At 70.7% G+C, this 25,635-nt stretch carries 24 protein-coding genes and 2 pseudogenes; 8 read left to right on the plus strand and 18 right to left on the minus strand.

Going from position 1 to position 25,635, the window contains the following annotated elements:
• Window positions 1-90 precede the first annotated feature (90 nt).
• Window positions 91-1,530: an MFS transporter gene (locus tag OG302_RS03290; protein WP_371525275.1), complete on the plus strand. Its 1,440-nt coding sequence runs from the start codon at window positions 91-93 to the stop codon at window positions 1,528-1,530.
• A 455-nt stretch (window positions 1,531-1,985) separates the two neighbouring features.
• Here OG302_RS03290 and OG302_RS03295 read toward each other — a convergent pair whose 3' ends face one another.
• Window positions 1,986-2,435, minus strand: a complete 450-nt coding sequence (locus OG302_RS03295; RefSeq protein ID WP_371525276.1) for an RDD family protein — start codon at window positions 2,433-2,435, stop codon at window positions 1,986-1,988.
• Between the two features lie 74 nt (window positions 2,436-2,509).
• Between OG302_RS03295 and OG302_RS03300 the strand changes: the two genes are divergently transcribed.
• Entirely contained in the window at window positions 2,510-3,064 is a 555-nt protein-coding gene (locus OG302_RS03300) for a hypothetical protein (RefSeq protein WP_371525277.1), read from the plus strand.
• A 523-nt stretch (window positions 3,065-3,587) separates the two neighbouring features.
• Here OG302_RS03300 and OG302_RS03305 read toward each other — a convergent pair.
• From OG302_RS03305 to OG302_RS03320, 4 genes are all read right to left on the minus strand, one after another.
• Complete coding sequence (locus OG302_RS03305) at window positions 3,588-3,980, minus strand: hypothetical protein (protein WP_371525278.1); 393 nt, start codon at window positions 3,978-3,980, stop codon at window positions 3,588-3,590.
• Window positions 3,981-4,135: 155 nt separating this feature from the next.
• On the minus strand, window positions 4,136-5,032 hold the full coding sequence (locus tag OG302_RS03310) for a universal stress protein (protein ID WP_371525279.1): 897 nt from the start codon (window positions 5,030-5,032) through the stop codon (window positions 4,136-4,138).
• Between the two features lie 142 nt (window positions 5,033-5,174).
• Window positions 5,175-6,719 carry an FMN-binding glutamate synthase family protein gene (locus OG302_RS03315; RefSeq protein ID WP_371750005.1) on the minus strand — a complete coding sequence of 515 codons (1,545 nt, stop codon included), beginning with the start codon at window positions 6,717-6,719 and terminating at the stop codon, window positions 5,175-5,177.
• 135 nt (window positions 6,720-6,854) lie between these two features.
• Window positions 6,855-7,451 (minus strand): hypothetical protein, encoded by a 597-nt coding sequence (locus OG302_RS03320; protein ID WP_371525280.1) that lies wholly within the window; start codon window positions 7,449-7,451, stop codon window positions 6,855-6,857.
• Between the two features lie 194 nt (window positions 7,452-7,645).
• Here OG302_RS03320 and OG302_RS03325 point away from each other — a divergent pair, with 194 nt between their 5' ends.
• A complete protein-coding gene (locus tag OG302_RS03325; RefSeq protein ID WP_371525281.1) occupies window positions 7,646-8,830 on the plus strand; it encodes an FAD-dependent monooxygenase in 1,185 nt (394 codons plus the stop codon).
• On the plus strand, window positions 8,830-10,377 hold the full coding sequence (locus OG302_RS03330; RefSeq protein ID WP_371525282.1) for a hypothetical protein: 1,548 nt from the start codon (window positions 8,830-8,832) through the stop codon (window positions 10,375-10,377). Before OG302_RS03325 ends, OG302_RS03330 begins: the two co-directional genes overlap by 1 nt.
• A 36-nt stretch (window positions 10,378-10,413) precedes the next feature.
• On the opposite strand, the gene OG302_RS03335 is transcribed toward OG302_RS03330, so the two are convergent.
• From OG302_RS03335 to OG302_RS03355, 5 genes are all read right to left on the minus strand, one after another.
• Entirely contained in the window at window positions 10,414-10,758 is a 345-nt protein-coding gene (locus OG302_RS03335; protein WP_371525283.1) for a VOC family protein, read from the minus strand.
• Window positions 10,759-10,909: 151 nt separating this feature from the next.
• Complete coding sequence (gene ppk2, locus OG302_RS03340) at window positions 10,910-11,878, minus strand: polyphosphate kinase 2 (RefSeq protein WP_371525284.1); 969 nt, start codon at window positions 11,876-11,878, stop codon at window positions 10,910-10,912.
• 79 nt (window positions 11,879-11,957) lie between these two features.
• The gene (locus OG302_RS03345; RefSeq protein ID WP_371525286.1) at window positions 11,958-12,419 is read right to left on the minus strand and encodes a hypothetical protein; all 462 of its coding nucleotides are present in this window, start codon (window positions 12,417-12,419) and stop codon (window positions 11,958-11,960) included.
• On the minus strand, window positions 12,416-12,916 hold the full coding sequence (locus OG302_RS03350) for an RNA polymerase sigma factor (protein WP_371525287.1): 501 nt from the start codon (window positions 12,914-12,916) through the stop codon (window positions 12,416-12,418). The genes OG302_RS03345 and OG302_RS03350 overlap by 4 nt, the downstream gene beginning before the upstream one ends.
• Complete coding sequence (locus tag OG302_RS03355) at window positions 12,906-13,382, minus strand: DUF3995 domain-containing protein (RefSeq protein ID WP_371525288.1); 477 nt, start codon at window positions 13,380-13,382, stop codon at window positions 12,906-12,908. Before OG302_RS03355 ends, OG302_RS03350 begins: the two co-directional genes overlap by 11 nt.
• A gap of 351 nt (window positions 13,383-13,733) precedes the next feature.
• Between OG302_RS03355 and OG302_RS03360 the strand changes: the two genes are divergently transcribed.
• Complete coding sequence (locus OG302_RS03360) at window positions 13,734-14,222, plus strand: hypothetical protein (protein WP_371525289.1); 489 nt, start codon at window positions 13,734-13,736, stop codon at window positions 14,220-14,222.
• A gap of 58 nt (window positions 14,223-14,280) precedes the next feature.
• Here the strand turns inward: OG302_RS03360 and OG302_RS03365 are convergent, their stop codons facing one another.
• Window positions 14,281-15,027, minus strand: a complete 747-nt coding sequence (locus OG302_RS03365) for a TioE family transcriptional regulator (RefSeq protein ID WP_371525290.1) — start codon at window positions 15,025-15,027, stop codon at window positions 14,281-14,283.
• A 58-nt stretch (window positions 15,028-15,085) separates the two neighbouring features.
• Between OG302_RS03365 and OG302_RS03370 the strand changes: the two genes are divergently transcribed.
• Complete coding sequence (locus tag OG302_RS03370) at window positions 15,086-16,309, plus strand: erythromycin esterase family protein (RefSeq protein ID WP_371525291.1); 1,224 nt, start codon at window positions 15,086-15,088, stop codon at window positions 16,307-16,309.
• 28 nt (window positions 16,310-16,337) lie between these two features.
• Here OG302_RS03370 and OG302_RS03375 read toward each other — a convergent pair whose 3' ends face one another.
• Both OG302_RS03375 and OG302_RS03380 read right to left on the minus strand, forming a co-directional pair.
• A complete protein-coding gene (locus OG302_RS03375; protein ID WP_371525292.1) occupies window positions 16,338-17,042 on the minus strand; it encodes a beta-ketoacyl-ACP reductase in 705 nt (234 codons plus the stop codon).
• Between the two features lie 87 nt (window positions 17,043-17,129).
• A complete protein-coding gene (locus OG302_RS03380; RefSeq protein ID WP_371525293.1) occupies window positions 17,130-17,954 on the minus strand; it encodes a helix-turn-helix domain-containing protein in 825 nt (274 codons plus the stop codon).
• Between the two features lie 147 nt (window positions 17,955-18,101).
• Between OG302_RS03380 and OG302_RS03385 the strand changes: the two genes are divergently transcribed.
• Complete coding sequence (locus tag OG302_RS03385; protein WP_371525294.1) at window positions 18,102-19,007, plus strand: helix-turn-helix domain-containing protein; 906 nt, start codon at window positions 18,102-18,104, stop codon at window positions 19,005-19,007.
• Window positions 19,008-19,259: 252 nt separating this feature from the next.
• On the opposite strand, the gene OG302_RS03390 is transcribed toward OG302_RS03385, so the two are convergent.
• Window positions 19,260-20,234, minus strand: a complete 975-nt coding sequence (locus tag OG302_RS03390; protein ID WP_371525295.1) for an MBL fold metallo-hydrolase — start codon at window positions 20,232-20,234, stop codon at window positions 19,260-19,262.
• Window positions 20,235-20,407: 173 nt separating this feature from the next.
• On the opposite strand from OG302_RS03390, the pseudogene OG302_RS03395 reads away from it, so the two are divergent.
• A pseudogene (locus OG302_RS03395) lies at window positions 20,408-22,208 on the plus strand (BTAD domain-containing putative transcriptional regulator); the annotation flags it as partial.
• 59 nt (window positions 22,209-22,267) lie between these two features.
• Here OG302_RS03395 and OG302_RS03400 read toward each other — a convergent pair.
• From OG302_RS03400 to OG302_RS03415, 4 genes and pseudogenes are all read right to left on the minus strand, one after another.
• A pseudogene (locus OG302_RS03400) lies at window positions 22,268-22,489 on the minus strand (ATP-binding cassette domain-containing protein); the annotation flags it as partial.
• Window positions 22,490-22,550: 61 nt separating this feature from the next.
• Complete coding sequence (locus OG302_RS03405; RefSeq protein ID WP_371525296.1) at window positions 22,551-24,260, minus strand: immunity 49 family protein; 1,710 nt, start codon at window positions 24,258-24,260, stop codon at window positions 22,551-22,553.
• A gap of 98 nt (window positions 24,261-24,358) precedes the next feature.
• Window positions 24,359-24,637 (minus strand): hypothetical protein, encoded by a 279-nt coding sequence (locus OG302_RS03410; protein WP_371525297.1) that lies wholly within the window; start codon window positions 24,635-24,637, stop codon window positions 24,359-24,361.
• A 48-nt stretch (window positions 24,638-24,685) separates the two neighbouring features.
• Complete coding sequence (locus OG302_RS03415) at window positions 24,686-25,606, minus strand: LysR family transcriptional regulator (protein WP_371525298.1); 921 nt, start codon at window positions 25,604-25,606, stop codon at window positions 24,686-24,688.
• Between the last annotated feature and the right edge of the window lie 29 nt (window positions 25,607-25,635).

The raw sequence follows: 25,635 nt of genomic DNA on the forward strand, positions 1-25,635 counted from the left end.
TCACCCTCCAGGGGTGACGCCCGTGGCCTGATCCATCAAGAGGCTGACCCTGGACCGGTCCGACGGGGGAAGCACAGTGGAAACGAGGCGATGACCGTGGCGTCCGTACCCGACGCAGCAGCAGCCCTACAGCGGCGCCGCGACCGGCGCCGGATGCTCGTGCCACTCGCGCTGGCACAGTTCATCTGCAGCTTCGCCGGATCGAACATGACCGTCATGATCCAGGACATCAGCGAGGACCTGGACACCACCGTGCAGGGCGTGCAGGTCGCGATCACCGCATTCCTGCTGGTGATGGCGGCCCTGATGATCCCCGCCGGCACCCTCACCGTCCGCTTCGGCCGCAAGCGCTGCCTCGTCGTCGGCCTGTCCGTGTACGGGATCGGCGCGCTGATCAGCGCTGTCGCGCCCGGCCTCGGCGTCCTCATCCTGGGCAACTCGATCCTTGAGGGCATCGGCACCGCCCTGCTCATCCCGCCGGTCTACATCCTCACGACCCTCCTGTTCACGGAGGTCACCGATCGGGCCCGCGCATTCGGGGCGATCATGGCGATGGGCGGTATCGGGGCGGCTGCCGGGCCGTTGCTCGGCGGCCTCATCACTTCGGCCATCAGCTGGCGGGCGGCGTTCGTCTTCCAGGCCGCGGTGGTCGCGGTCATCATCCTGCTGAGCCGTCACCTCGTCGATCCGCTGCCCGTGGACACCGATCGCGACTTCGACACCGTCGGCGCGATCCTGTCGGCCGTCGGTCTGATCCTCGTGGTCATGGGGATTCTCGCCACGGACGACAACGGCTGGCTCGCGGGTGGTCTGCTGCTGGTCGGCGCTCTGGTCCTGGTGGCGTTCTTCCGCTGGATACGCGCCAAGGAGCGTGCCGGGGCCCAACCCCTCCTGCCCACCGAGCTGTTCCGCAACCGGACGTCCAACCTCGGTCTGATCACCCAGCACACCCAGTGGCTGATGCTCATGGGGATCTCCTTCGTGGTCGCCGCCTATCTTCAGGTCGTCCGGGGGTACGACGCGATCAGCACCGGCGTGATCTTCAGCGCTTCCACCGTGGGCCTGCTCGCCACCTCGCTCGGCGCCGAGCGTTTCGCCAAACGGCGCGAGCAGCGGACCCTCGTCATGACCGGTTTCGCCGTGACCGTCTGCGGCATCTGTCTGCTCATCGCCATGGCCCACGGTTCACCGAGCGCCTGGAGCTTCGCCCCCGGGCTGCTTCTCATCGGCCTGGGGCTCGGGGTGATGCTGACTCCGTCGGTGAACATCGTGCAGTCGAGCTTCCCCGAGGATCTGCAGGGCGAGATCTCCGGCCTGTCCCGCAGCGTGTCCAACCTCGGCTCCTCGGTGGGCACCGCGATCGCAGGCACCATCCTGGTCGCCGACCCGTCCGTGGGCCCGTACGCCGTCTCGCTCGTAGTGCTGGCCGCCATCGGCCTCGGCGGCCTGGCCGCCGCCTCAATGCTCCCTCGCACCCCGGCACCGACACACCCCGCCAAGACCACCGGGCCACGTCAGCGACGGTCGTAGGGCGCGGTGGATGGCGGTCGTAGCTCCCGCCCACGGCGCGCGCAAGGCACAGTCGGGGCGGTCGAAGCGCCCGGTCGACGGGGGTCGCGGGACACGGTTGACGCGGTCGTAGCACCCGGCCGATGGCGCGCGGGGCACGGCCGGCGCGGTCGAAACGCCCTCGACTGCGGTCCTGGCAACCGGCCGGTGGCGGCCGCAGGACACAGTCAGCGGCGGCCGCGGGTCTCCGCCAACGGCGGTCCTAGCAACCAGTCCACGGCGGTCGCAGGACGCGGTTGGCCGGTCGAAGTGCCCGGTCGACGGCAGGCGTAGCACCCGACCGGTGGCGGCCGCACAACACGGTCAGCGGCGGCCGCGTCTCCGCCGACGGCGGCCCTAGAACCGGTCGACGGCAGTCGTAACACCCCGACCGATGGCGGCCGCATGACACGGTCGACGCCGGTCGCGCGTCTCCGTCAACGGCGGTCGTACGACACGGTGCTGGCCACCACCAGGTCTTGCAGCGCCGCCCTGCGCCGACTGAGCAGTATCCAGCACAGCCCCAGCGGAAACGTCACGCACAGCACGGCACGTGCCAGGGAACGCGGCAGCCCCAGCAGTCGGCCCGCGCGGTCGGTGACGCGCAGGCCCATCAGGCGGCAGCCGGGCGTACAGCCGATCGCGGCCCACGCGCCCCCCAAGTAGGCGACCGTCACGGCCCAGCTGACGGACACGGAGAGCCATGGGGGGAACTCGGCGAACCGGAACGGGGGCCCGGTGGTGAGCAGGAGCGCGCACCCGGCGCCCACTTGGACCGCGAGGCCCATCAACGCCAGGATCAGCGCGTCGACCACTGCCGCGACCCCACGCGAGACGATCCCGGCAGCATCGGGTCCGGGCCGAACCCCGCCGCCCACCACGGTCACCGAACCGTCGGCCCGGGGCCGTTGCCCTGGGTGCGGTCGGGGCGGTCGTCCTGAGGTCGAACTGGATCGTCGTCATGGAGTCGATCGGGACCATCGCTCTGAGGGCGGCCTACGCCATCGTCCTGAGGTCGGCCGGGGCTGTCATCCCGCGGTCGGCCCGCACCATCGTCCTGGAGTCGGTCGGCGCCAACGTCCTGGGGGCGACCTACGCCGTGGTCCTGAAGTCGGCCGGAGCGGTCACCTTGACGTCTGCCTCCACCATCGCCCAGGAGCCGGCCGGGACCGTCCCCTTCCGGGCGGCCTCCACCATCGTCCTGAGGTCGGCCTCTACCACTGCCCTTGAGTCGCCCAGGGCCGTCACCCTGACGTCTGCCTCCGCCCCTCCCTCGGAGTCGGCCTCCACCATCGCCCTGAGCTCGACCGGGGCCGTCATCCTGCGGTCGGCCCGCAACTTCGCCCTCGTGTCCGTCGGCGCCGTCGCCTTCCGGGCGGCCTGCGCCGTCACCCCGGAGTCGCCCGGAGCCGTCACCCTGGCGTCGGTCTGCATCACTGCCCTGGATTCCGCCTGCACCACCGCCCTGAGGGCGGACAGCGTCCGCGTCCTGTGCGCGGGCAGTCCTGCGAAGTAGTCGGTCCGTCAGGCGGTTTACGTTTCGGTCTCCGCGCTGTCCGAGCAGCCGGACCGCCTCCACGGTCTCTACGGTCATCCCGCCCCCGGTGTCACGAACGATCCGCCCGAGATCTATCTCGCGCAGCACGTCACGCGTGAGGCCGACCAGGTCGATCCGGTCGAGCACCGCGTCGATGTCGACGCGGTCGGCCACCCGGTTCACGTCGACACGGTCGGCGACCCGATCCACATCGATACGGACGGCGATCCGCTCGACGTCCACCTGGTCCGCGACCCGGTTCACGTCCACTCGCGAGACAAGGGCGTCCAGATCGATGCGGTCGAGCACCATCGTGACCAACGGCCGGACCAGTAGATCCGTCGCCCCTCCCAGCAATCCCCCCACACCCCGCGCCCACCGCATGATGCTGCCCACCGGCCACGCCGCGTTTTCCTCTGCCATCTGGCGACCGAAGCAAGAGGGCGCGTGCCGGACATCCTCCGTGACGGGTGAGTCGGCGTGCACTGTCCCGGGGGAACCATCAACTCGCCGATGAGCGGGGCAGTTCAGGCGTCGACTGTTCCTCGGCGGCAACATCGAAGGTCAGGCCTCGCTGCTCCGCCAGAGTGCGGGCGAGCTGCAGCACGCTGAATCCGCTGACGCCGAGGTCCCGCGCACGCCGGAGGTCGACGAGCACGCCCGTCCCGCCCGCACGGATCGCCGCATGCAGCACCCGGCCCAGCCGCGCTTCGGCGGCCGGGCCGATCGAGTCCCTGACCTCGATCACCAGGCATCCGTCGACGCGGCGCATCAGGACCGGCGGCGCCTCTGGACGGGCGACACGCACGCTGCCCGCCCACGGCTTCGACACCAGTGCCCACAGGCCGCTCGCCACCAGCACCTTCGGCCGACGGACGACGACGCTCCACGCCATGGTCCCCCCTAGGCAAGACGGACATCCGCACCAGCGTTACGGAGGGCCGTCCCGGCGGCGTCGCTCGGCAGGGGTGACCGAGAAATCGCGCCACGGAGCCGTTGGCCGCGGTCACCGGCTCCCGGCGGGGCGCGGGCTGCCGTACCGCGTCGCGATCAATGCCTGTGCGGCACTACCGCCACAGGGCACTCCGCCGTGTGCAGCGCCTCGCCGCTGACGGATCCGAGCATCAGCCGTCGCAGTCCGGTACGTCCGTGCGAACCCACGACCAGCAGGGCCGCGTGCCGTGACGCCTCGGAGAGGATCGTCGCGGGCCGCACCTGCTCGACCCGCAGGTCGACCGCCACTTCCGGGTACCGGCTGAGGCGCTTGGCGGCCTCTGCCCGCAGCGCCTGTCGCGCCCGTTCGTCGAGCTCCTCGAAATTGGGCGCCACCATGCCCGGCCCCGCGGGCATCTGGCCGAGATGAAACGCGCCGTACACCATCTCCAGCCTGGCTCCTCGGACGTGCGCCTCGGCGTAGGCGAGATCCAGGGCCTCGTGCGGAACGTCGTGGACGTCCACGCCGACCACGACCCGGTTCTCCCGGGCGGTGTTCTCCCCCGGGCGGACCACGACGACGGGACAGGAGGCGTGGGTGGCCACCTGCCAGCTCACCGAGCCCAGCGGCAGGCGGGGGAATCCGCCACCGCCGCGGTGGCCGACCACCAGCCATGCCGCTTCGGCGGAGCGTTCCACCAGCACCGCCGCGGGCCGTCCGGCCACGGCCTCTGCCGTCACCGCCACATCGGGGAACTCCGTCTCGACCAGCTCCACCAACGGCTTCACGAGCGTCGCCACCGCCTGCGTCACCGGGCCCGGCTCTCCCCCGTCTGCGTGCCCTTCCCCGGGCCCGGCCAACGAAGATCCCTCCGCCGCGACGTGCAGGAGGGTCAGTGGGAGGCCGTGCAGCGACGCGTGCCGCGCCGCGTAACGCACCACGGCGGGCTGGTCGCCTCCTTGCTCGACTCCGACCAGGACAGGCCGTCCCGCCCCCTTGCCGTGCTCTGACATGACTTCTCCTTGCCGATTGGTCATTTGGTCGATCGATCGGTCGATTTTTTGTCGGTTGGCTTCAGCGGGCCAACGATCACTCGCCCTGCCGGTACCCCTCGCGCCCTGCATGAATCACCGCAAAGCCCCATCCGCCGCTCCGCTAGGCGAACCGGTCGGGATCGGCGGCCGACCAGTCATCGGCCCAGTGCGGCGGGGTGTTGTCGAGGAGCTCCCCGGGGGCCAGGCGTTCGTGGAGCTCCTGACCGGCGAGGATGGTGGCAGGGCCGGTGCGCCGGCGCAGCATGTGCGGGCGGAGCTCGCCGGGCTCGGACACCCCCATGGCCGCCATGATCTTCATCGCGCCGGCGACCGTGGCCGTCTGGAAACGTTCGACGCGCAGCGACTTGTCGGGCACGTCGAGGGCGCGGGCACGGCGTGGGTCCTGGGTGGTCACGCCGACGGGACAGGTGTTGGTGTGGCAGCGCTGGGCCTGGATGCAGCCGACGGCGAACATCATGGCGCGGGCCGCGTTGGTGTAGTCGGCGCCCTGGATGAGGAGCTTGACGATGTCGGCGCCGGTGGCGACCTTGCCGCTGGCGCCGATGCGGATCCGGTCGCGCAGACCCGCGCCCGTCAGGGCGTTGTGGACGATGAGCAGTCCGTCGGTGAGGGGCTGACCGAGGTGATCGGCGAATTCGAGGGGCGCGGCTCCGGTGCCGCCCTCCGAACCGTCCACGATGATGAAGTCCGGGGTGCTGCCTTCCGCCAGCATGGCCTTGCAGAGGGCCAGGAACTCGCGGCGGGATCCGACGCAGAGCTTGAACCCCACGGGTTTTCCGTCGGCGAGTTCCCGCATGTGTGCCAGGAACCGGATCAGTTCACGTGGCGTGCTGAAGACGCGGTGGTAGGAGGGCGAGACGACGGTCTCGCCCTCGGGAACGCCGCGGGCCCGGGCGATCTCCGCGTTGACCTTGCTGCCGGGCAGCAGGCCGCCGCTGCCGGGCTTGGCGCCCTGGGACAGCTTCAGCGACACGCATTTGACCTCGTCGCGCGCTGCTTGCTCGGCGAACTGCCGCGGATCGAAGCCGCCGTCCTTCGTGCGGCAGCCGAAGTATCCCGTGCCGACCTCCCAGACGAGGTCGCCGCCGTACCGCAGGTGGTACTCGGAGATGCCGCCCTCTCCCGTGTCGTGGGCGAAGCCGCCGAGCGCGGCGCCGTGGTTGAGCGCGAGCACGGCGTTGGCGGACAGCGAACCGAAGCTCATCGCCGAGACGTTCAGGAGCGCCATGTCGTACGGCCGGGTGCAGTCCGGACCGCCGATGCGGACGACGGGCGGAGTCTCGCGTACCGGTACGGGCGCGATGGAGTGCACCAGGAAGTCGTAGCCCTCGGCGTAGACGTCGCGTTCGGTCCCGAAGGCCTCTTCCGCCGCGGTGCCTTTCGCCCGCTCGTAGACGATGCTGCGGACGTCCCGGTCGAAGGGACGGCCGTCGTTGTTGCGCTCGACGAAGTACTGCTGGAGTTCCGGGCGCAGGCTCTCCAGCAGGTAGCGGAGGTGACCCAGGAGTGGATAGTTGCGCAGCACGGAATGCTTGCGCTGGAGCAGGTCGTACAGGCCTACGGCGGTCAGGGCCAGTGCGATCGCGGCAGGTGGCCACCACCACGGCGAGACCGTGAGGGACAGCGCCGTGAGCCCGAAGCCCATGAGCGCGAGCACGAACAACAGTACAAACCGCATCACACCGGACAGTATCCCCGTCCGCCCCGTGTCTCGCCGTATCTCCGGCACGCCGTCGCGGAGGTCCGGCACGCCATCGCGGAGGGGAGCTCCCTTCGGGGCTCAGCAGCGAAGCCCGATGATGCCCCAGCCCCGGCGGTCCGCCTCGGCGACCACCTCGCTCCACCCCTTGAGGAGTTCGGCGAACGATACGAAGTCGCCGATCCAACCGTTCGGCACCGCCGCGTGTCGCGCGAACGGCTCCCGCAAGGTGTCCAGCTCAGGGGCTGCCTGGGTCCAGAAGGCCTTGATGGCGGCGATGTCGTGCGGTGGCCGCCACAGGAGCAGGTTCGCGTCCCACGGGCACTCCCGCTCGGGCAGACCCCCGGCGGTCTCCCCGGCCACGTCCTCCAGGCCCTGCCAGAACAGTGCGGCCGTGAAGCGGTCGAGGGCCGCGCGCAGGCCCGGGGCGGCGAAATCCCTGACGTGCTCCCATCGCTCGCCCGCCCAGAAGTGCGGCTTGTACGAGCCCAAGGTGCGCCGGAAGGCGTACCGGCCGTACCAGTCGGTGCCCGCTGCCGAAGGCCAGATCCAGCCCTCTTCGTCGAGGTCACCCTCGACTCCGTATGCGGCCTCCTCCAGCAGTTCACGCCGTTCACCCGCCGGTGCCGCATCGACCCGGTCACAGTCGACGACAAGAACCTCGATGTCCACGCCCATGCCGCAAGGCTAGGCTTTCTGATCGAGCGCCAGGCGGCGGGGGCGAACCGCTCCTCGTCACGTTGACAGGCTCCTGTCGACATGTTGCTATAAGGCGCTGCTCAGCCGGACTTGCGCACCTCGCATGCCGCTCGGGCACCGGATCGCAGGCCACTTGACCGGGGGTGGCGCCCCCGAACCCTGAGCGAGGAACCATGCCGCAGCGCGCCGCGACCATCGTCGGCGGCGGGATCGGCGGCCTCGCGGCAGCCATCGCCCTGCACCGCCGGGGCTGGCGCGTCGAAGTCCTGGAGCGGGCCCCGGAGTTCACCGAGATCGGCGCCGGCATCTCCCTGTGGCCCAACGCGCTGCGAGCCCTCGACGCGCTCGGCCTGGCCGACACCGTCCGGGCACTCGGCGCCGTCGAGGACGGCGGCGGCGTACGCGACCGCAAGGGCCGCTGGCTGACCCGCACGGACAATGCGGAGCTGACCCGCCGCTTCGGCCACCCCCTGCTGGTCCTCCACCGCGCCGACCTGCTGCGTGCCCTCACCGAGGCGCTGCCCGCCGACAGCCTGCGGCCGGACAGCGAGGTCTCCCAGGTCCGCGACGACGACCACGGCCCGGTCGTAGAGCACCCCGGCGGCGAGTCCCGGCCCGACCTCGTCATCGGCGCCGACGGGCTGCGCAGCGCGGTCCGCGGTGCGCTGTGGCCCCGTGCGGCCGGCCCCCGGTACGCCGGATATACCGCCTGGCGCATGGTCACCGAGCCGCTCGCCGACCCGCCCGCCGAGGGCGCGGCGACCTGGGGTCGCGGGGAGAGGTTCGGCTGCACGGCGCTGCCGGGCGGGCGGATGTACTGCTTCGCGACCGCTTCGCTACCGGCGGGAACGACCAGCGACTCGTCCGAACACGACGAACTGCTGCGCCGGTTCGGGTCCTGGCCGGACCCCATCCCCCGTCTTCTGGCCGCGGTCCCCCCGCACGCGGTGCTCCGGCACGACCTCTACGACCTGCCACCGCTGCCCTCCTTCGTACGCGGCCGGGTCGCGCTGCTCGGGGACGCGGCCCATGCCATGACCCCGAACCTCGGCCAGGGTGCGTGCCAGGCGCTCGAAGACGCGGTCACTCTGGCCCACTGCCTGGACTCCGACCCTGACGACATGGCCGCCGCACTCCGCTCGTACGACCTGCTGCGCCGCCCACGGACCCAGGCCATCACGCGCCGCTCCGCCCGGCTCGGCGACATGGGCCAGCTCGCATGGCCGCCCGCCGTGCTGCTGCGCGACGCGGCAGCGCGGCTGATGCCCGCGCGGGCGACGCTGCGGTCCATGACGCGGGTCCTCGGCTGGACCGCGCCCGGTGAGCAGTCGCCCACGACGAAGAACGAGACCCCCTGATGCCGGACTGGACCTACCAACCCCTGCGTGGCGCCGCCGCTGCCGTCCTCGGACTGCGCCGTTCGCAACGGACCGCCCTGCGGATGCTCGCCTCGATCGGCTCCCGCCCCGCAGGAGCGCGGCTGATCGCCCGGGGGTTCGGCCACCGGCATCCGCCGGACCGGCTGGCCGGCGAGGTGTCCGGTGTGCCCGTGGCCGTCCGCCTCGGCATCACCGTCCCGCCCTCGCTGGCCCGCGACACGGTCCGCGCCATGTCACCGCTGGGGGCCGGTGTCGTCGAGGTCGCGCCCGTCTCGGCGGCTGACATACAGACCGTGCGCGAGGCCGCCGACGGCCGCGCGATACCGGTGCTCGCGCGTACCTGCGACCCGGAGGTCGAGGCCGCCCTCAAGCCTCACGTGGACGGATTCACGGGCGACGACGACCCGCGCGTCGTCCACGTGTCCGATCCGTCGGTCACCGCCGCCGCGGCCGTGCTCGACGAGCCGGGCACCGTCGTGCTCGCCAGGCCAGGGGTGCTCGTGGCGGCCGGACCCGGCTGGTTCGCGCGGGTCGTCGAGGCGGCCACGCCCACCGGCCCCGCTCCGGTGCTGCGCGACGTCGGCCGCGATCCCCGGCGCTGGCCCGCCTGGTGGTGGGCGCTGCTCGTCGGGCTCGGCATGACGGGCGCCGGACTCGGCGCCGCGGCGATCACGCTCGGGCCGGTGCTGCTCTGGTACGACCGCGACTACCTCGGCATGACACTGCACGAACTGCACGCCGCAAACCACCACCTGGTGCACTTCCTCCAGCACGACCGGATCACCATGGCCGGCACGATGGTGTCCATCGGCGCGCTCTACACCGGACTCGCCGTGGGCGGGATCCGCCGCGGCTGGCCATGGGCCCGCGAGGTGTATCTGCTCTCGGGAGCGATCGGCTTCCCCACCCTGTTCTACTTCCTGGCCACCGGCTTCGTGGAACCCCTGCACACGGCCACCGCGCTCGTGCTGTTCCCGATGTTCGTGGCAGGCGTCCGCCGTACCTCGCACGCGCCGCGGTGGCGCCTTGCGCCCGAGGGGCCGGAGCCCGAGCGCAGGCGGGCACTGGTCGGCCAGCTCCTGATGATTCTCACGGGTGCGGGCCTCTTCGTCGGCGGGGCGGTGATCTCAGTGGTCGGTCTGACCGATGTCTTCGTACCGACCGACCTGACCTTCCTCGGCACCGACGCGCACACCCTGGAAGCCGTGAATCCGCGGCTCGTCCCGTTCCTCGCCCACGACCGCGCGGGGTTCGGCGGCGCCCTGATGTCCGCCGCGGTGGCGATCGTGCTCCTCAGCGCGTGGGGCTGGCGACGGGGTGAGGCGTGGGTGTTCTGGACCCTGGCCGCGGCGGGCGCGGCCGGCTTCCTGCCGGCTGTCGTGGTGCACGGCACGATCCACTACACCGATCTCATCCACCTCGCGCCGGTCTACTTCGGCATCATCCTGACCGGCACCGCCCTGTTCCTCGCGCGCCCTTACCTCTGCGCCAAGGCGAGCGCGTCGGTGGCGAGTTCACCGAGCTGAACGAGTCGCCGGTCCCGTCCGCCCGGTCAGTCCCGGTCAGTCCGTCGGACCGCCGCCGATTCCGATCTCGTTCCCGTCCGGATCGCGGAAGGTGGCCTTGCGGACGCCGTTGGCGTAGGTCTCGCGTGTGTCCGGTTTCAGACCCCGCTCGACGATCCGGGCGAGGCGGGTGTCGAAGTCCTCGACGAAGAGGGTGTGCAGGGCGTGCCCGGCGTGCTCGGGCCGCACCTCGATGAACACGTACCGGTGTTCGGCGAGCTCCCAGACCGCCTCGGTCTCATTGGGCAGGAAGGAGGGCGGCCCGCCGAGCAGTCGCTCGTACCAGGCCACCGCCGTGGTGTAGTCGCGGACAGGAATGCCCGCGAACAGATCTACGGTCATGAGGCCATGCTAAGCACGCCGGCGCCCGCGGGCCCCTTGCGTACGCGACACCAGGACAGCACGGCGTCTCACCTGGTTTTTCCGAATACGAATACGTGCACGAGCACTACAGGCCAAGGTCACGCCGCGGGTCGGAACATCCGGCCGGCCTTTACGGGTGCAGGCCAGGTCCCTGGCCGGTCTCCGCGAGTCTGCTGGGTGACAGGTCCGTCGGATCCTCGCCCGCTTCAAGGAGCGTGTCGGCCGGACCGATGATGAGCGGGTCCGACTCCCCCACCGCGTCCTTGTCCATCGACTCGTAGTCGACACGCAGCAGCAGGTGCCGGATGGCTTCGAGGCGACCACGGCGCTTGTCGTTGAACTTGATCACCGACCACGGTGCGTGGGCGGTGTCCGTGGCGCGGAACATCTCCACTTTGGCGCGCGTGTAGGCGTCCCAGAGGTCCAGCGAGGCCAGATCCGTGGGCGAGAGCTTCCACTGCCGTACGGGATCCACCTGGCGGATCGCGAAACGCGTACGTTGCTCCGCCCTGGAGACGGAGAACCAGAACTTGACCAGCACGATGCCGTCATCGGTGATCATCTTCTCGAACATCGGCACCTGCCGCAGGAATTCCTCGTGCTGGCGCGGGGTGCAGAAGCCCATGACGGGCTCGACGCCGGCTCGGTTGTACCACGACCGGTCGAAGAAGACGATCTCCCCGGCGGACGGCAACTCCGCGACGTAGCGCTGCAGGTACCACTGGCCCGATTCCCGTTCCGTGGGCTTGTCCAGCGCCACGACGCGGGCCCCTCGGGGGTTGAGGCGCTCGGTGAAGCGCTTGATGGTGCCGCCCTTGCCTGCCGCGTCCCGCCCCTCGCAGACGACCACGACACGCTGGCCCTGATCGCGCACCGATTTCTGCAGCTTCAGCAGCTCGATCTGCAGGATCCGCTTCTGGCGCTCGTACTCCTTGCGCTTCAGCTTCTCCGAATAGGGATAGTTCTCCTGCCAGGTCCGCAGCGGCTCACCCTGCGCGTCGAGCAGCACCGGGCGCTCGGGTCGGGCCTCATCGACCGAAAGGCCGTCCAGCAGGCGCTCCGCGTCCTTGTCGTCCGACGCCACTACGTCTCCTCTCATCGCCGCGTCCCTCCTTTCTACCCGGATCGAGCGCTGCTCCACAGAAATCGCCATATGCCCGGGACCGCGCCCACCCCCTTCACAGCAGACTCGTCAGCCGCTGCAGGCTCCGCTCCCCCTCCCGCCGCACGCCCAGCGGCACCAGAGCGGCACGTCCCGGCACCCGCACCCCGCCGGTGAACGCCACCCGGGTGCCCTCGCCGTCCGGTGCCGCCGCGGCGCCGATGAGCAGGAAGCGGCTCTGCAGCCAGCACCAGCCGTCCCTCTGCTCCCCGTGCAGTCGGGCCCGCATCCCGTACTTGCTGCGGACCAGCGCCTCCACACTCACGCCGTCCCTTCGTACGACCCTGAGCCCCCGCATGTCGGGGGTGATCCGCCCGAAAGCGCCCTCCAGATCGCCCAGCAGGGCCCGGACGCGGTCGCAGGGGGCCGCGACGAAGCCCTCGGTGACCTGTGCGCCGGGGATGGCGGCGGCGAGCACGTGCAGTCGCCGCACCGGGTCCAGGTCGGCGGCGGGCCAACCGCCGGTGGTTTCAGTCATGAGGTCCATGCCTTCCGGAAGGTGTCGCGGGCCCGGTGCAGCCGGGACTTGACGGTGCCGACGCGGATGTCGAGCAGCTCGGCCGCGGCCCGCTCGTCCAGACCCTCCACGTCACGCAGCACGAGTACGGCCCGGTGCTCCGGGGACAGTCGTTCCAGTACGTCCCTGATGTCGGCACCCAGTTGGGGGTCTCCGCGTGAGGGCAGGGTGCTCAGGTCGGCGGGCATCGCGCGGGCGGCGCGCCGGGCCAGCCGGACGGCCTCGCGCACCGCGATGGCACGGACCCAGCCGTGCAGCGCCGTCGGCTCCTTGAGGGTGCGCAGCGAACGGAACACCGCCACAAGTGCCTCCTGCGCGGCGTCCGGGCCCTGGTCCAGGGCGATGGGGCCGCAGATACGGCCCACGTAGGGGGCGAGTTCGTCCAGCAGCTCGGCCATGGCCAGCGTGTCGCCGCGCTGCGCCGCGCGCACCCGGCGCGCCGTTTCCTCATCGGACACGTACGGCATCTTCCCAACGGGCCTTGCTCTTGCGGAGGGTGGGTGTCGCCGCGCCACGGACGACTCTGAGTGCGGCCACGCCCAGCAGGGCGCACAGCGGGGTGTAGAGCCCGAGGTTGAGCCAGTAGAAGGCTGACCCGGTGTCCTGCGCGAAGAGCCAGTACAGGCCCGCCAGCGTGCGCAGGCCCAGTCCGCCCGCCACTGCGAGGGTTCCGAGGCGGAACAGTCGGCGGGGGCGCCGGGACTGAGCGACGACGAGGCCGCTCGCTGCCAGCAGGAGGACGGCGAGCGGCAGGACGACGGGCGGGGTGAACGGCGCTTCGGTGCCCAGGACCGCGTACGACAGACTCTCCGCGTCCTCGGCGGGCCAGGTGGAACCGGTGGCCCAGTAGAGGTGGAACAGCGCGTCCACGGTGAGTACCGAGGCGAGAAGTATGGCTGCCCGCTGTGCCGTTCGGTCGGACATGAGACCTCCTGCGTCGGGAATCGATGCCCGACAGAGGAGCCGACTTGGGCAAAGGTTCCCGAAGAGGTGCAGAAAATTCTCCCACGGGCGTCCACCCGTATAGGGGCGGCAGGCCAGAGCGTATGTCTGCCGCTCGGCGCTCAGGTGGCCTGACGCCCCTGCTCTGTGATCATCTCGAGCAGGGCCGCAGGTGGGTGGTCGTCGGAGCCTCGCAGACCTGACACGCTCCGCTCCTCATGCCTCCGCGGCCATGACCCCATAGCGAAATTGATCTTAGACGTCATGACTCGCAAGCCATAGCGTCGAGTTGTTCGCACGGGAAACAGGAATTCCAAGTGGGGAGAATCCACCATGGTCACCAGCAAGAGATTGTTCGCGATATCGCTGGCCACCGCTGTAGTCGGCTTCTGTGCCGCGGGAGGCGCGACCGCCGATTCCCCGGCACAGGGCGGGAAGCGTCAGGTCGAGGTCCTCGAGATCAAGATTCAGAACGACCAGCACGAGGCCACTGATCTCGGCCCGGCAGGGCCGAGCCTTGGTGATATGGACGTCTACTCAGGTATCGCGCTACAGGACGGACGCCGAGTCGGGCATGGTGGCGGCTCGTGTCAGGTCGTTCGCATCGAGGGCGAGAAGCGCACGACGCAGTGTCTGATCACGATGGAACTCCAGCGTGGTTCGTTGACGATGCAGTCGCTCTGGACCAGCGGAACAAGTTCACGTTCCCTCGACATGGCCATCACCGGCGGCACCGGCGCTTTCAGTGCTGCGCGGGGCACTGTTCGCTACTGGGACATCGCCACACCGGACGAGAGGCTGCGCGCGGAAATCCTGCATTGATGCGGAAAGAAATGATGCGGGAAAGGCGGGCAGCAGAACGACACCGTGGAGCGTCGAGTCACGGTGATCCGGATCCGGCTGGTCCGCTCTCGCGGAGGTACGCCTCCAGTTCGGCGGCGCCCGACAGCATCGCGCGTCCGCGGGCGGACAGCCGATCGTGCCAGTCGCTCAGCGTGGCCTCCAGGGGCTCCAGGCCGCCGGCCGCTCGTACCTGGGCGATCAGCGGGGCGATCTGCTCCAACAGGTAGCCGCCCCGCCTGAGTTGGTGCACCAGCCGGGCATCGCGTACGTCGGCCTCGTCGTAGACGCGGTACCCGGTCCGCGGGTCCCTGCGCGGGTGCACGAGACCGGCCGTCTCCCATTTGCGCAACGTCGCGGGCCGGATCCCGAGCTTCCCGGCCAGCGGCCCGATGAACCGGTCGGCGGCTCCGGGCCCCGCCCCGGACACCGGTGCGGGCCCCAGGTCGCCGAGTGCCCTCTCCACGGCCTGGAGGGTCCGCCGGTCGTCGAGGAGCTGGACATGGCTCTCGTCGATGAGACGGAACGCCTCCTCGGCTTCGCCCTGGTTCACGGCCCGCATGATCGCCGTCGCGGTCCGGTGGCCGTGGCCGGGCACCAGGGCGAGAAACGCGCGCAGGGCCCGCGCGTGCAGCGTGGTGTAGGTGCGGTAATCGCTCGGTGTGCGGTCAGCGGCCGGGAGGATCCCGTCCTCCTCGTAGTTCCTGATCGCCTGCGTGGACAGACCGTGCCCGCGTGCCAGGTCGATCGGCCTGAGCCGCACCCCGTTTTGAAGGTTTTCCCCCATGCGCCCACCCATGTCGCAGAAAAGTTTCAACCGATGGTTCAACGATAGCGTTTAAGGCATGGCTCTTCACATCAAAGACACCGCCCATGCCCTCGAAGCGACCGCTGTCATGAAGCTCCTCCCGGCACGGCCGGGAATCCTCGCCCTGGGCGAGCCCACCCACCGCGAGGACACTCTGCTCGACCTGCGCAACGAGCTCTTCCGGCAGCTCGTCGAGGAAGAGGGCTACCGGACGATCGCGATCGAGAGCGACTGCATGAGGGGGCTGGTCGTGGACGACTACGTCACCTCGGGCACCGGCACCCTCGACGAGGTCATGGAACATGGATTCAGCCACCCCGACCTGGGGTTGGGCACCTCGACGGCCAACCGTGAACTCGTACGCTGGACACGGGCGTTCAACGACGGCCGACCCGCGTCCGAGCAGGTCCGCTTCGCCGGTTTCGACGGCCCCCTGGAGATCACCCACGCAGCGAGCCCCCGCCAGGCACTCATGTCGCTGCACAGCTGCCTCTCGGCCCGGACGGTGGATGCGGGCCTGCTCCCCTGCACCGCGGAGACCCTCGACCGCCTGCTCGGCGCCGACGAGAAGTGGACCCATCCCGACGCGATGATGGACCCGGCACAGTCCGTGGGGCAGTCGGCGGAGGCGAAGGAACTGCGGCTGCTCGCCGACGACCTCGTGGCCCTGCTCGACGCGCAGACCCCGCACCTGATCACGGTGACCTCGCGGGACGACCTGGACCGAGCGCGCCTGTACGGGCGCACCGCCACGGGCTTGCTGCGCTATCACCACTGGATGGCCGACACCTCACCGCGTCGGATGGCCCGGCTGGTGGGTCTGCGGGACCAGATGATGGCCGACAACCTCCTCGCCCTCGCCGACCGGGGCCGCACCTTCGTGCACGCCCACAACAGTCATCTCCAGCGGGACAAGAGCACGATGCGCATGTGGGACCAGCCGCTGGTCGAGTGGTGGAGCGCCGGCGCCCTCGTGAGCGCACGGCTGGGTGAGGAGTACGCCTTCCTGGCCACGGCCCTCGGCACGCTCCAGCACCAGGGAGTGGGCACCCCGCCGCCGGACACGGTCGAAGGGCTCCTCTACGCGCTCCCCGAGGACCGCTGCCTCATCGACGCCCCGCGGCTGGCGAGCGCCCTCGTAGGCACATCAACCGCACCCCGCGTCTCCCCCTGGTTCGGCTACGCCCCGGTCGACCCGGCCCACCTGACCGGGCTCGACGGGCTCGTATTCGTCAAGGACGTCCCGAGCAACGGGACCTGACTGTCCGGCGGGGCACTTCGCGGGGGCGTCAGTGCCCCATGCCGCCCCCGCCGTCCACGGGTATGACGGCACCCGTGATGTAACTGGCGGCGGGGGACGCGAGAAAGGCGATGGTCGCGGCGATTTCCTCGGGGCGGGCCAGCCGGCCCAGGGGTATCTGCCGTACGAGGCTCTCGCGCTGCTCGTCGGTGAGGCTCTCGATCATCTGTGTTTCGGTGAGGCCGGGGGCGACGACGTTGAAGGTGACGTTGCGGGAGCCGAGTTCGCGCGCCATGGAGCGCGCGAATCCCACGAGTCCCGCCTTGGAGGCGGCGTAGTTGGCCTGGCCGCTCTCCCCGCGCAGGGCCACCGCCGAGGAAACCAGCACGACGCGCCCGAACCTGGCGCGCAGCATCGCCTTGCTGGCCTGCTTGACCACGCGGAACGTGCCCGTGAGGTTGGTGTCGATGACGGACGTGAAGTCCTCCTCGCTCATGCGCATGAGGAGTTGGTCCTTGGTGATGCCCGCGCAGCACACCAGAACCTCCACCGGGCCGTGCTCGTTCTCCGCCTCCTTGAAGGCGGCCTGCACCTGCTCGGTGTCGGTGATGTCGCACCGGATGGCGAAGAGTCCCTCGGGGGGTTCACCCGTGCGGTAGGTGACGGCGACGCGGTCGCCTGCCGCTTGCAGGGCGCGGGCTGTGGCCAGGCCGATGCCGCGGTTGCCGCCGGTGATCAGGACGGAGCGGGTCACAGAAAGCCTTTCGCGAAGTGCTGTCGTGCAGTTGCTTGATCCGATGGATGGGTCGGAACAGATCAGGTTAGGTCACGTCGGATCAGGTCAAAGAGCGGGGGCGGAGACGCCTGCCCGGGTGAGTTGACGGCTGATCATGGCTGCGGCGTCCAGCACGGCCCAGATGAAGCGGTTGCGCACGGCGGGGCTGCGCACCTGGCTGTGGGCCGCCAGCAGGCTGACCGCGCCGGCCACCGTCGAACCCCGCCAGAAGGGTGCGGCGATGGCATCCCTGCCGAGCAGGAGGGAGGGACCCAGGGCATAGCCCTCCTGGCGGATGCGCGCGAGCTGCGGCCGTGCCGCGGTGACGTCCCCGACGCAGGCCTGGATGGCCCATCCGGCGGGATCAGCCTCGAGCGGAGCTCGCCACAGGGCCTGCAGAACCGAATGCGGGGTGGCCTGCAACTGCTGCGCGTGGGCGCCCAGAGCCTGCTCGGCGTGGATGCGCATCGGGGTGCCGATGAGGAGTGGTACGTACGCCAGAGCGATATGGCCGGTGCGTGACTGTAGTGTGATCAGTTCGGCGCGAAGAGTAGCCGACCCCGTGCCGGTTGGTGGACCGGACGAGTCCGAGAAGGAGCCGGAGAACAGATGCGGTGCCTCTACGAGGGAGTAGTGGCCGCGCGGGCCTTGCCGCTGCACGGCCCCTTCGCCGACCAGTGCCTGGACGTAGCGGTGGGCGGTGGGTGCCGGCAGTCCCGCCCGCGTGGCGACGGAGGCCAGCGGATGGGCTCCGGGGCCGAGTTGATGCAGAGCCCGCAGTACGGCGAGCGTGCGCCCCACGGAGCCGCCCCCGGACTCCGAGGGCGTAGCGGCGGCAGGCGTCTGCAATGCGAACTCCCCCTTGCGGTCGCGGACCACCGCGTCTGCCACAACACGGCTGGATCCAGGCGTCCATTGTCGCGACCGCCCCACGTCCACCACCAGGACCAGTTTTTTCCTGTCGGCGAATTTCAGGAAGATGCTCTTCCGGTATATGAGGTGCGCTCGGACGGACGCCGGCCCAGGAAGGGGTGAACGATGGACAACAAGGCGGCTTTGCGGCAACTGCTGCAGTGGAAGCGGAAACAGGTGGACCCCTCGACCCTCGGCTGGCCCCCGCGGACCGGCCGCGGCCGTCGCTCCCCCGGCCTCTCCCAGGCACAGGTCGGACAGCTCCTCTACGTCTCGGAGCGGACCTACGCCCAGCTCGAGCGCGGTGAAATGCCCTCGCCCTCAGCGGAGTTCCTCGACCGGGTGTCCAAGGTCCTGCAGCTGCAGGAGAGGGAACGGATAGCGCTCTACGTCTACTCCCTCGGCCATGAGCCGCCCCACCCGCAGGATCCGATGGCCGGCACGAACGTCCCGCCCGGGTGGAAGGTGGCGGTGGAGGGGATCAAGGGACAGCCGTGCTACGTCAACGACGTCGCCTGGAACGTCCTCGCCTGCAACGACGACTTCATCCGCATGTTCCCACGCCGCAAGGGAGCCACGTCGGAACCAGCGCTGCCGGAGCAGAACCTGATGCGCTACATGCTGCTGCGGGAGGACACGCGAGAGCACCACATGGTCAATTGGGAGACGCAGTGGGCGATACCGCTCACCGCCCAGTTGCGCACCGCGGTGGCCACCCATCCGGACAACACGGACCTGCAGGATCTGGACCAGGAGATCGACGCCGATCCGGTGGTGGGCCCCATCTACCGGACCCGGCATGTGGCCTACGTCCACCCCAACGGTGACACGCGGAAGATGCGGTACCACGCGTACGGGGGCCCGGACCAGGAAGCGTACTTGGACCAGTGCTGCGAGCGGCACGCTCCCTCCCGGGTGGGCGACGTCACCATGTGTACGGCCATGCCGCTCGGCTCGCCCGGCGCTCGGTTCACGATGCTGGTGTTCAGGCCCGACCCCGTCCCCGGACCCCTCGTCGCGACGCGGGAATGACGTCCCGGCAGCACCTGCGTTCCGCTGGGTGAAATCACGGCCCCGGCCCTTTCCGGCCGTTGGAACCGGGGCCGATTTCGCGGTCTTGTGTGGTGCGCCTGATCCGGCCACCACGCTTTGATGGCCTCACCTAGTGCGCCGAACCCAGAGCGGGTGTGTGTGTTCAGGGAGCCGGGACGGTCGCCCCCGGCCGTGCCACGCATGGTCGGGTGCCGCCTGGGTGCAGGGGGCGGCCGGCCGCCGTCAGAACCGTCAGGCGACCGGCAGTTGAGGCTCGGTGCGCTGGTCGAAGGCCCACTGGGCGGCACTGTGCGCCAGCTCGATGACGGTGTTGTCGGGGCTGGTGCCCCGGAGGTGGCTGTACTCCAGCGCTATGACGATCATGAGGCGCTCCGGGAGGCCGAGCTGAGGGTAGAGGCCACGTCGGAAGATGTCGTCCATGGCCTCACGGGCCGACAGGCCCTTCTCGAAACGCAGCCGGATCTCGCTCTGCATGGTGCGCAGGTAGTCGATGTGCTCGCTCAGGTCACCGGGCCCCTTGAGCCCGCCGTGGCCGGGAACGATGACACGGGGCGAGAGTCCCAGGATGGTCTCGTTGGCGTCGATGATGTTCTGCAACGGGCCCGACCAGTGCGGAGGATGGTCCTCGGGGAAGAAGACATCGCCCGCGCAGACCACGTCACCCACCTTGACGATGAGGTCTCCCGCGTGGTGCGCGGGACCGACCTCGATGAGCTCGACCTCCGTTTCACCGACCGTGAAGGTGTGGTGCCCGCTGAAGGTGGACGTGGGTGGGGTCACTCGGGCCGAGAGGAAGTCGAAGACACCGAAGTGACGGCGGATGTACCAGCCCAACGCCCCGTCGGAGGGGGTGTCGTTCAGCAGGCGGTGCATCTCCTGGGGCGTCGGCTCGTGCGCCAGGTGCTCGGAGCCGGTGCGGGTGGTGATGATGTTCGCGCCGGGGAACAGGTGGTTGCCCCAGCTGTGGTCGCCGTTGGCGTGGGTGTTGACCACGGTGGTCACGCGTCGCGACCCGAGAACCGGGCGGGCCGCCCGGATCATCGCGCCGGTCAGCGGCCCGTCGTAGGGGGTGTCGATGATGGCGGCTTCGTCGCCGGAAATGATCCACAGGCAGTTGGCGTAGCCCCAACTGCCGCCGCCGGGCGGCATCCACACGTGCAGCCCGGTGGCGTTGGGGATCGGGGTGAGCTGGCGGGGGAGGTCCATCGGCGCATTCTCGCCGAAGATGTCTTCTCACGTCGTGTGGCGTGGGGCACATGACGGGCGTCGCGGGCCTCGCGTCCACCGTGCGTACGTCGGGTGAGACCCCGCCCGCCCCGCGTGAGTTGGGCTCGTGACCGGGGCCGGGGGGCTCTCGGCGCCGTGGCCAATCTGCTCGGGTGAGCACCGAACTGACCCTGCTGCCGCGTGTCGCCCATCGCGGGCAGGAGGTCACCGCGCCACGCCTGCGCGGCCTCCTGGCACTGCTCGCGGGCGACCTGCGCTCGGGCTGCGGCACCGAGCGGCTGGTGGCAGGGCTGTGGCCGGACACCTTGCCGGAGCGGCCGGGAAAGGCGTTGCAGGTCCTGGTGTCCAGGGCGCGGGCGCAGTTCGGTGCCGACGTCATCGCGAGCACGCCGACGGGATACCGGCTCACCCTGGCCGAGGACCAGGTCGACAGTTCCGCCCTGCTGCTGCACGCCGCCGCGAGCGCGGAGCGTGCCAGGGCAGGGGACCACGCGGGGGCCCTGGCCGAGGCCGAGGCCGGGCTCGCGCTGTGGCAGGGAGCCCCTGGCGGGGCGGCCCACACCGACGGCCCCGACGCCACCGACGATCCTGTCGCCGCGTTGCGCGCCGACCGCGCTCCCGTCCGCGACACGCTCGTACGCGCGCAAGCGCTCGCGCTCGCCCGCCTGGGACGGCATGCGGAGGCCATTGGTCCGCCGACCGTGGCCGCCGCGCAGCACCCGCGCGACGAGGAAGTGCTCACCCAGTTGTTGCGCGCCGAGGCGGCGACAGCGGGCCCGCCCGCCGCCCTCACACGCTACGAGGCCTACCGCCGCGAGCTGCGCGAGACGCTCGGCACGGATCCCGGCACCGGGCTCAGGGCCGTACAGCGGGAGTTGCTGCACGGTGAGGCGCCGGTGGTCCGGCACGGTGTGCCGCACGAGCCGAATCCGCTGCTCGGACGGCAGGAGGACATCGCGGCGGTGGAGCACCTGTTGCGCACCTCCTGTGCCGTGACCGTCGTCGGGCCCGGCGGCCTCGGCAAGACCCGCCTCGCGCGCCGTCAGCCGCCGGGCCGAGCAGCGCGTGGTGTATTTCGTGCCGCTCGCCGCCGTCACCGCGGACGCGGACGTCGCCACGCAGGTGGCCTCCGCACTGGGTGCGGGCGAGGGGCGGCACGGCGTCGTGAGCGGCCACGCCGCGGCCGACCCGGTCCCCGGCATCCTGGGCGTGCTCGGCTCCGGGCCCGCGCTGCTGGTGCTCGACAACTGCGAGCAGGTCGTCCGGGGCGCCGCCGACCTCGTCCAGGCTCTGGTCGCCTCGTCGAAGGAACTGCGGGTGCTGGCCACCGGCCGGGCCCCGCTGGAGCTCTCGTCGGAGGCGGTGTACGCGCTGCCGGAACTCGGACTCGACACCGCGGCCGAGCTGTTCACGCAGCGGGCGCGGGCCGCGAGGAGCGGCGTGGGACTGCCCCCGGACGCGGTGGCCGAGGTCTGCCGTCACCTCGACGGGCTGCCGCTCGCCGTGGAGTTGGCGGCGGCACGGGTGCGGGCGCTGTCGGTGCCGGAGATCGCCCGCAGGCTCGGCGACCGGTTCGCGCTGCTGCGAGGCGGGGCGCGCGACGTGCCGGAGCGCCACCGCACGCTGCACGCGGTCGTGGAGTGGAGCTGGAACCTGCTCGCACAGGAAGCCAGGGCGGCGCTGCGCCTGCCGTCGGTCTTCCCCGGCGGCTTCTCCGGTGCGGCGGCGGAGCAGGTGCTCGGCGACGATGCCCTGGGGCTCCTGGAGCAGCTGGCCGGCCCGTCACTGCTCACCGTGACCGGCACCCCGGCCGGTGCGCGCTTTCGGATGCTGGAAGCCGTACGGGAGTTCAGCGCGGCGCGCCGTGCGGAGGCGGGCGAGGAGGACGACGCCGTGGGCCGCTTCCTGGCGTGGGCGCGGGGCTTCGGGGTCGCCCACCACGACGTGCTCTTCTGTCCGCCCGCCTCCCCGGGCTCCCGGCTCGCCTCGGACGGGGGTGGCCCCGTCGCCGCCGTGCCGGCGTCGGCGCTGATGAGCGTGGACAGGATCTTGACCGCGGTGGTCTTCCCGGCGCCGTTCGGCCCGAGCAGGGAGAAGACGGTGCCGGCCGGCACCGACAGATCGATGCCGTCGAGGACCGTCTTGTCCCCATAGGCCTTGCGCAGCCCCGTGGCCACGATGGCCGGTGAGGGCCGTGTAGCCGGTGTCTGTGTCGTTGTCCTCGGTGTCGTCATGCCGCAGAGGCTGCGGCACGGCGCATGCAGCGCGCTTTCACGAGGGTTTCAGCGCGGGACCTCAGCCCGGCATCTCCTCGATCCGCTCGCGGTTGAGCAGGTACGTGGGCAGGTACGGCTGCGGCAGGGCGACGGGGAAGCCGTAGTCGTACGCCAGGCTCGCCATCGCCAGGGTCCCGAGCGCCACCCGGGCACGCGGCGCCGCCGAGTCGCCCCAGTAGGTGCCGTGGTGCGCGACGGCTTCGGTCAGGGCCTCGGCGAAGGCGTCGTGGTCGCGGGTGAGCAGGCGGTGGAAGAGGGCGACGGGCTGGTAGTCGACCAGGTCCGCGAAGTCCTTGGGAGTGTGGGTCAAGGACTGGGGCTGCGACGTCTCCATAGTGGCGAGGAGCTTTGCCACGACGTCGTCCATCGGGCGCTCTGCCCAGTAGGTCTGCAGCGTGTCTATCCAGTGCAGTACGTACTCGTCGACGGAGTCGTCCTGCCGCAGCACGTCGAGTGGTACCTGGCACAGCCGGTCGGCCCTGGCCTGCTGACGGCACGCGACCGCGACGTAGAAGGCGTCGAGCCAGGCGCGGGCGTCCGCGGGCGGCGCGGCGGGAGTCGCGGGCAGCTGCCTCACGATGTCCTCGCCCAGATGGCACTCCTGGGCCTGCGCACCGGTGAAGAGCGCCGAGCCGAGCTGTACTGCGCTGGCCCAGGCATCCCAGGTCTCGATGTTCCCCGCCTGGGGGTCGGCCGTGCAGCGGGCGTGGGCGAGCGTGAGTGCCGAGGCGAAGGCATCGCCCAGTCCGGCCGGGTTCGCGGCGAGACCGGCCATCGCCTCGGCCGTGTCGAGGGTGAGGACGGCCGCGTCGGGTGCCTTGGCGACAGCTGCGGTGTCAAGGCGCCCGGCACCATCGAGGCGGACCAGGCCCTTCATGCGGGCGAGCAGTTCCGGCGGCGGCTGCAGGGAGAAGGAACGGGTGTCGTGGTCGATGACCGTGAGCGACGTCAGACTGCCCCGATGCCACCAATAGACCCGCGGGGACAGCCCGCCCGGCCCGTCCTCATGGGCGCCGAGGGCGTACGAGGCAAGGCCGTTGACGGCGTCGACAACGGACCCGTCGGCGATCGGGTGGTACGCCAGAAGGTTCCGATTGGGCACGACGAAAAGGGCTCCGGCGTCCGGAAGTGACTCGCCGGTGACCTGCCGGGCCGCTTCGGACAGGAACAGCGCCTTGCTCGCGACGAACGGCGAATCGCCGTACAGGGAGTGCAGCAACGCCCTTCCCCCGATGTGCACTTCGTCGTGCTCGACCGGAACACTCATCAAGTTCGCGTACGCCGCCTGCCCCAACTCCTCGATCCCGGCGCGCTCCACGTCGGAGTCGGTGAGCATCCGTACACTCGTGGGCATGTCGAGGGCGTAAGCAAATACAAGTCCCTCGGCCACCACGCGTGCGTAACGCATGGCACCGGCTATCTCGGGCGTGAGCGAATCCGTGGGCAGCAGCCGCGCGTGCACACCGCGAAGAAGCTCCGCGGCGCTCTCGCCGCCCTGACTGCCCTCCGCCAGAGCGGCGAAATGCGCCTCGACCAGCTCGGGCCAACGCTCCTCCGGTGTCTGCCGGCAGTTCTGCGCCAGGTTGTACAGCGAGTAGGTGCGCCCTTCCTGCGCGTACGGGACGGCGAGTGCCCGCAGGCGGGTGGCCTGGGCGGTGGTCAGCATCGGCAGATCGCGGTCGGGTGCGAAGGCAGCGTCAGGTGTGCCAAAGGTGTTGGTCTCGTTCACCGTTGTGACTCTACGATCTGTGCGTGGGCGGTCCGACCACGGGCATGCGCACCCGTCGCCATGGAGTCATGAGGGCGGGGACTCATGAGGTCGTGAAGTCATGGAGTATCGCCGGACCAGTCCCAGCGGCACCGCCGGTCGCCGGGGCGTGGGTCGTACGTCGCCCGCCCGCCCGCACCGAACTGCCCGAGCTCCGTGGGCAGGGCCACTCCGGTCGCTCTCTCGGTCCTGGTCCAGCCGGTGATGTCGAGCAACAGCCCGTCCAGCGGGCCACCGACCAGCTGCCCGTAATCCCGCCCCGGCTGCGGGCCCCGCCGGGGATCGTCATGGTCCTGGCCGTACACCCGGCCGCGCAGCAACTCCTCATCCCTGTCCATACGTCCCACACTCCCAGCCACCACTGACAATCGGGCTCCTGCCCGATCTCACCCGGGCGGGCCCCCGTCCGCACCCGGCAGCGGCAGCTCCGGATGGTGGCGCAGTGCCTCCAGCACGGCGCGCACCGCCGCGCGAGGCGGTGAGCCGTGGCGGATCGCTGCCGTGATGGTGCGCGTCATGGGGGTGGCGAGTTCCCTGGTCGTGACGTGATAGCGGCGGTCGACCGCCAGACCGGGCAGCAGCGCGATCGACAGCCCCGCCTCGACGTGCTGCAGGGTCATCATGTAGTTGCTGAACCGGCACACCACGCGCGGCTCGAAGCCCGACTGACGGCACAGGCGCAGCGCGAGATTGGCCATGTACGACTGCGGGATGTCGAACGCCCACGCCTCGTCCGCGTACGCCGCGAGGTCCACGGCACCGCGGCCTGCCGCCGGATGTCCGGGCGGGACCACCAGGAGGATCGGGTCCATGGCCAGCGGCACGATGTCCAGGTCCGGACCCAGTGGCAACTCGTCGAAGTCCGTGGTCGTGACGATGATGTCCACGTCGCCGCCCCGCAGCGCGGGCATGCTCGCGTGCGGCTCCAGTTCGAGCAGCTCGACGTCGAGGTGCGGATGCTCGCGCGCCAACCGGCTCACCGCCGGTACGGCCATGGTGTGGATCGCGCTCTGGAACGCCCCGAGGCGCACAAGGCCGGCCGGTTCCTCGCCGAAGCCGCGCAGCTCCGCCTCCACGCTGTTGATGTGGTCGAGGATCGCCCGCGCCCGGCGCGCGAGGATCAGCCCGGCCGGGGTCAGCCGCACCCGGCGCCCCGTCCGTTCCAGCAGCTGCGTGCGCGTCTCGGTCTCAAGGACGGCGAGCTGCTGGGACACGCTCGACGGGCTCAGGTTGGCGGCCTGGGCGACCGCTCGGACGGTGCCCAGCGTGTCGAGCTGGCTCAGCAGACGCAGCCTCCAGGGGTTCATCACTCCCCCATTGTTGTGCGGTTCTACCG

Origin of the sequence: Streptomyces sp. NBC_01283 (genome assembly GCF_041435335.1) — a bacterium.
Classification (GTDB): Bacteria; Actinomycetota; Actinomycetes; order Streptomycetales; family Streptomycetaceae; genus Streptomyces.

Excerpts from the sequence above, each read along its gene's own strand:
- OG302_RS03335 (WP_371525283.1), bottom strand. The coding sequence starts at position 10,758 with ATGACCGTAGATCTGTTCGCGGGCATTCCTGTCCGCGACTACACCACG.
- OG302_RS03355 (WP_371525288.1), bottom strand. The coding sequence starts at position 13,382 with ATGTCCGACCGAACGGCACAGCGGGCAGCCATACTTCTCGCCTCGGTA.
- ppk2 (WP_371525284.1), bottom strand. The coding sequence starts at position 11,878 with ATGAGAGGAGACGTAGTGGCGTCGGACGACAAGGACGCGGAGCGCCTG.
- OG302_RS03345 (WP_371525286.1), bottom strand. The coding sequence starts at position 12,419 with ATGACTGAAACCACCGGCGGTTGGCCCGCCGCCGACCTGGACCCGGTG.
- OG302_RS03370 (WP_371525291.1), top strand. The coding sequence starts at position 15,086 with ATGGCTCTTCACATCAAAGACACCGCCCATGCCCTCGAAGCGACCGCT.
- OG302_RS03365 (WP_371525290.1), bottom strand. The coding sequence starts at position 15,027 with ATGGGGGAAAACCTTCAAAACGGGGTGCGGCTCAGGCCGATCGACCTG.
- OG302_RS03290 (WP_371525275.1), top strand. The coding sequence starts at position 91 with ATGACCGTGGCGTCCGTACCCGACGCAGCAGCAGCCCTACAGCGGCGC.
- OG302_RS03325 (WP_371525281.1), top strand. The coding sequence starts at position 7,646 with ATGCCGCAGCGCGCCGCGACCATCGTCGGCGGCGGGATCGGCGGCCTC.
- OG302_RS03310 (WP_371525279.1), bottom strand. The coding sequence starts at position 5,032 with ATGTCAGAGCACGGCAAGGGGGCGGGACGGCCTGTCCTGGTCGGAGTC.
- OG302_RS03320 (WP_371525280.1), bottom strand. The coding sequence starts at position 7,451 with ATGGGCGTGGACATCGAGGTTCTTGTCGTCGACTGTGACCGGGTCGAT.
- OG302_RS03300 (WP_371525277.1), top strand. The coding sequence starts at position 2,510 with ATGGAGTCGATCGGGACCATCGCTCTGAGGGCGGCCTACGCCATCGTC.
- OG302_RS03360 (WP_371525289.1), top strand. The coding sequence starts at position 13,734 with ATGGTCACCAGCAAGAGATTGTTCGCGATATCGCTGGCCACCGCTGTA.
- OG302_RS03415 (WP_371525298.1), bottom strand. The coding sequence starts at position 25,606 with ATGAACCCCTGGAGGCTGCGTCTGCTGAGCCAGCTCGACACGCTGGGC.
- OG302_RS03305 (WP_371525278.1), bottom strand. The coding sequence starts at position 3,980 with ATGGCGTGGAGCGTCGTCGTCCGTCGGCCGAAGGTGCTGGTGGCGAGC.
- OG302_RS03410 (WP_371525297.1), bottom strand. The coding sequence starts at position 24,637 with ATGGACAGGGATGAGGAGTTGCTGCGCGGCCGGGTGTACGGCCAGGAC.
- OG302_RS03385 (WP_371525294.1), top strand. The coding sequence starts at position 18,102 with ATGGACAACAAGGCGGCTTTGCGGCAACTGCTGCAGTGGAAGCGGAAA.
- OG302_RS03315 (WP_371750005.1), bottom strand. The coding sequence starts at position 6,719 with ATGGGCTTCGGGCTCACGGCGCTGTCCCTCACGGTCTCGCCGTGGTGG.
- OG302_RS03390 (WP_371525295.1), bottom strand. The coding sequence starts at position 20,234 with ATGGACCTCCCCCGCCAGCTCACCCCGATCCCCAACGCCACCGGGCTG.
- OG302_RS03330 (WP_371525282.1), top strand. The coding sequence starts at position 8,830 with ATGCCGGACTGGACCTACCAACCCCTGCGTGGCGCCGCCGCTGCCGTC.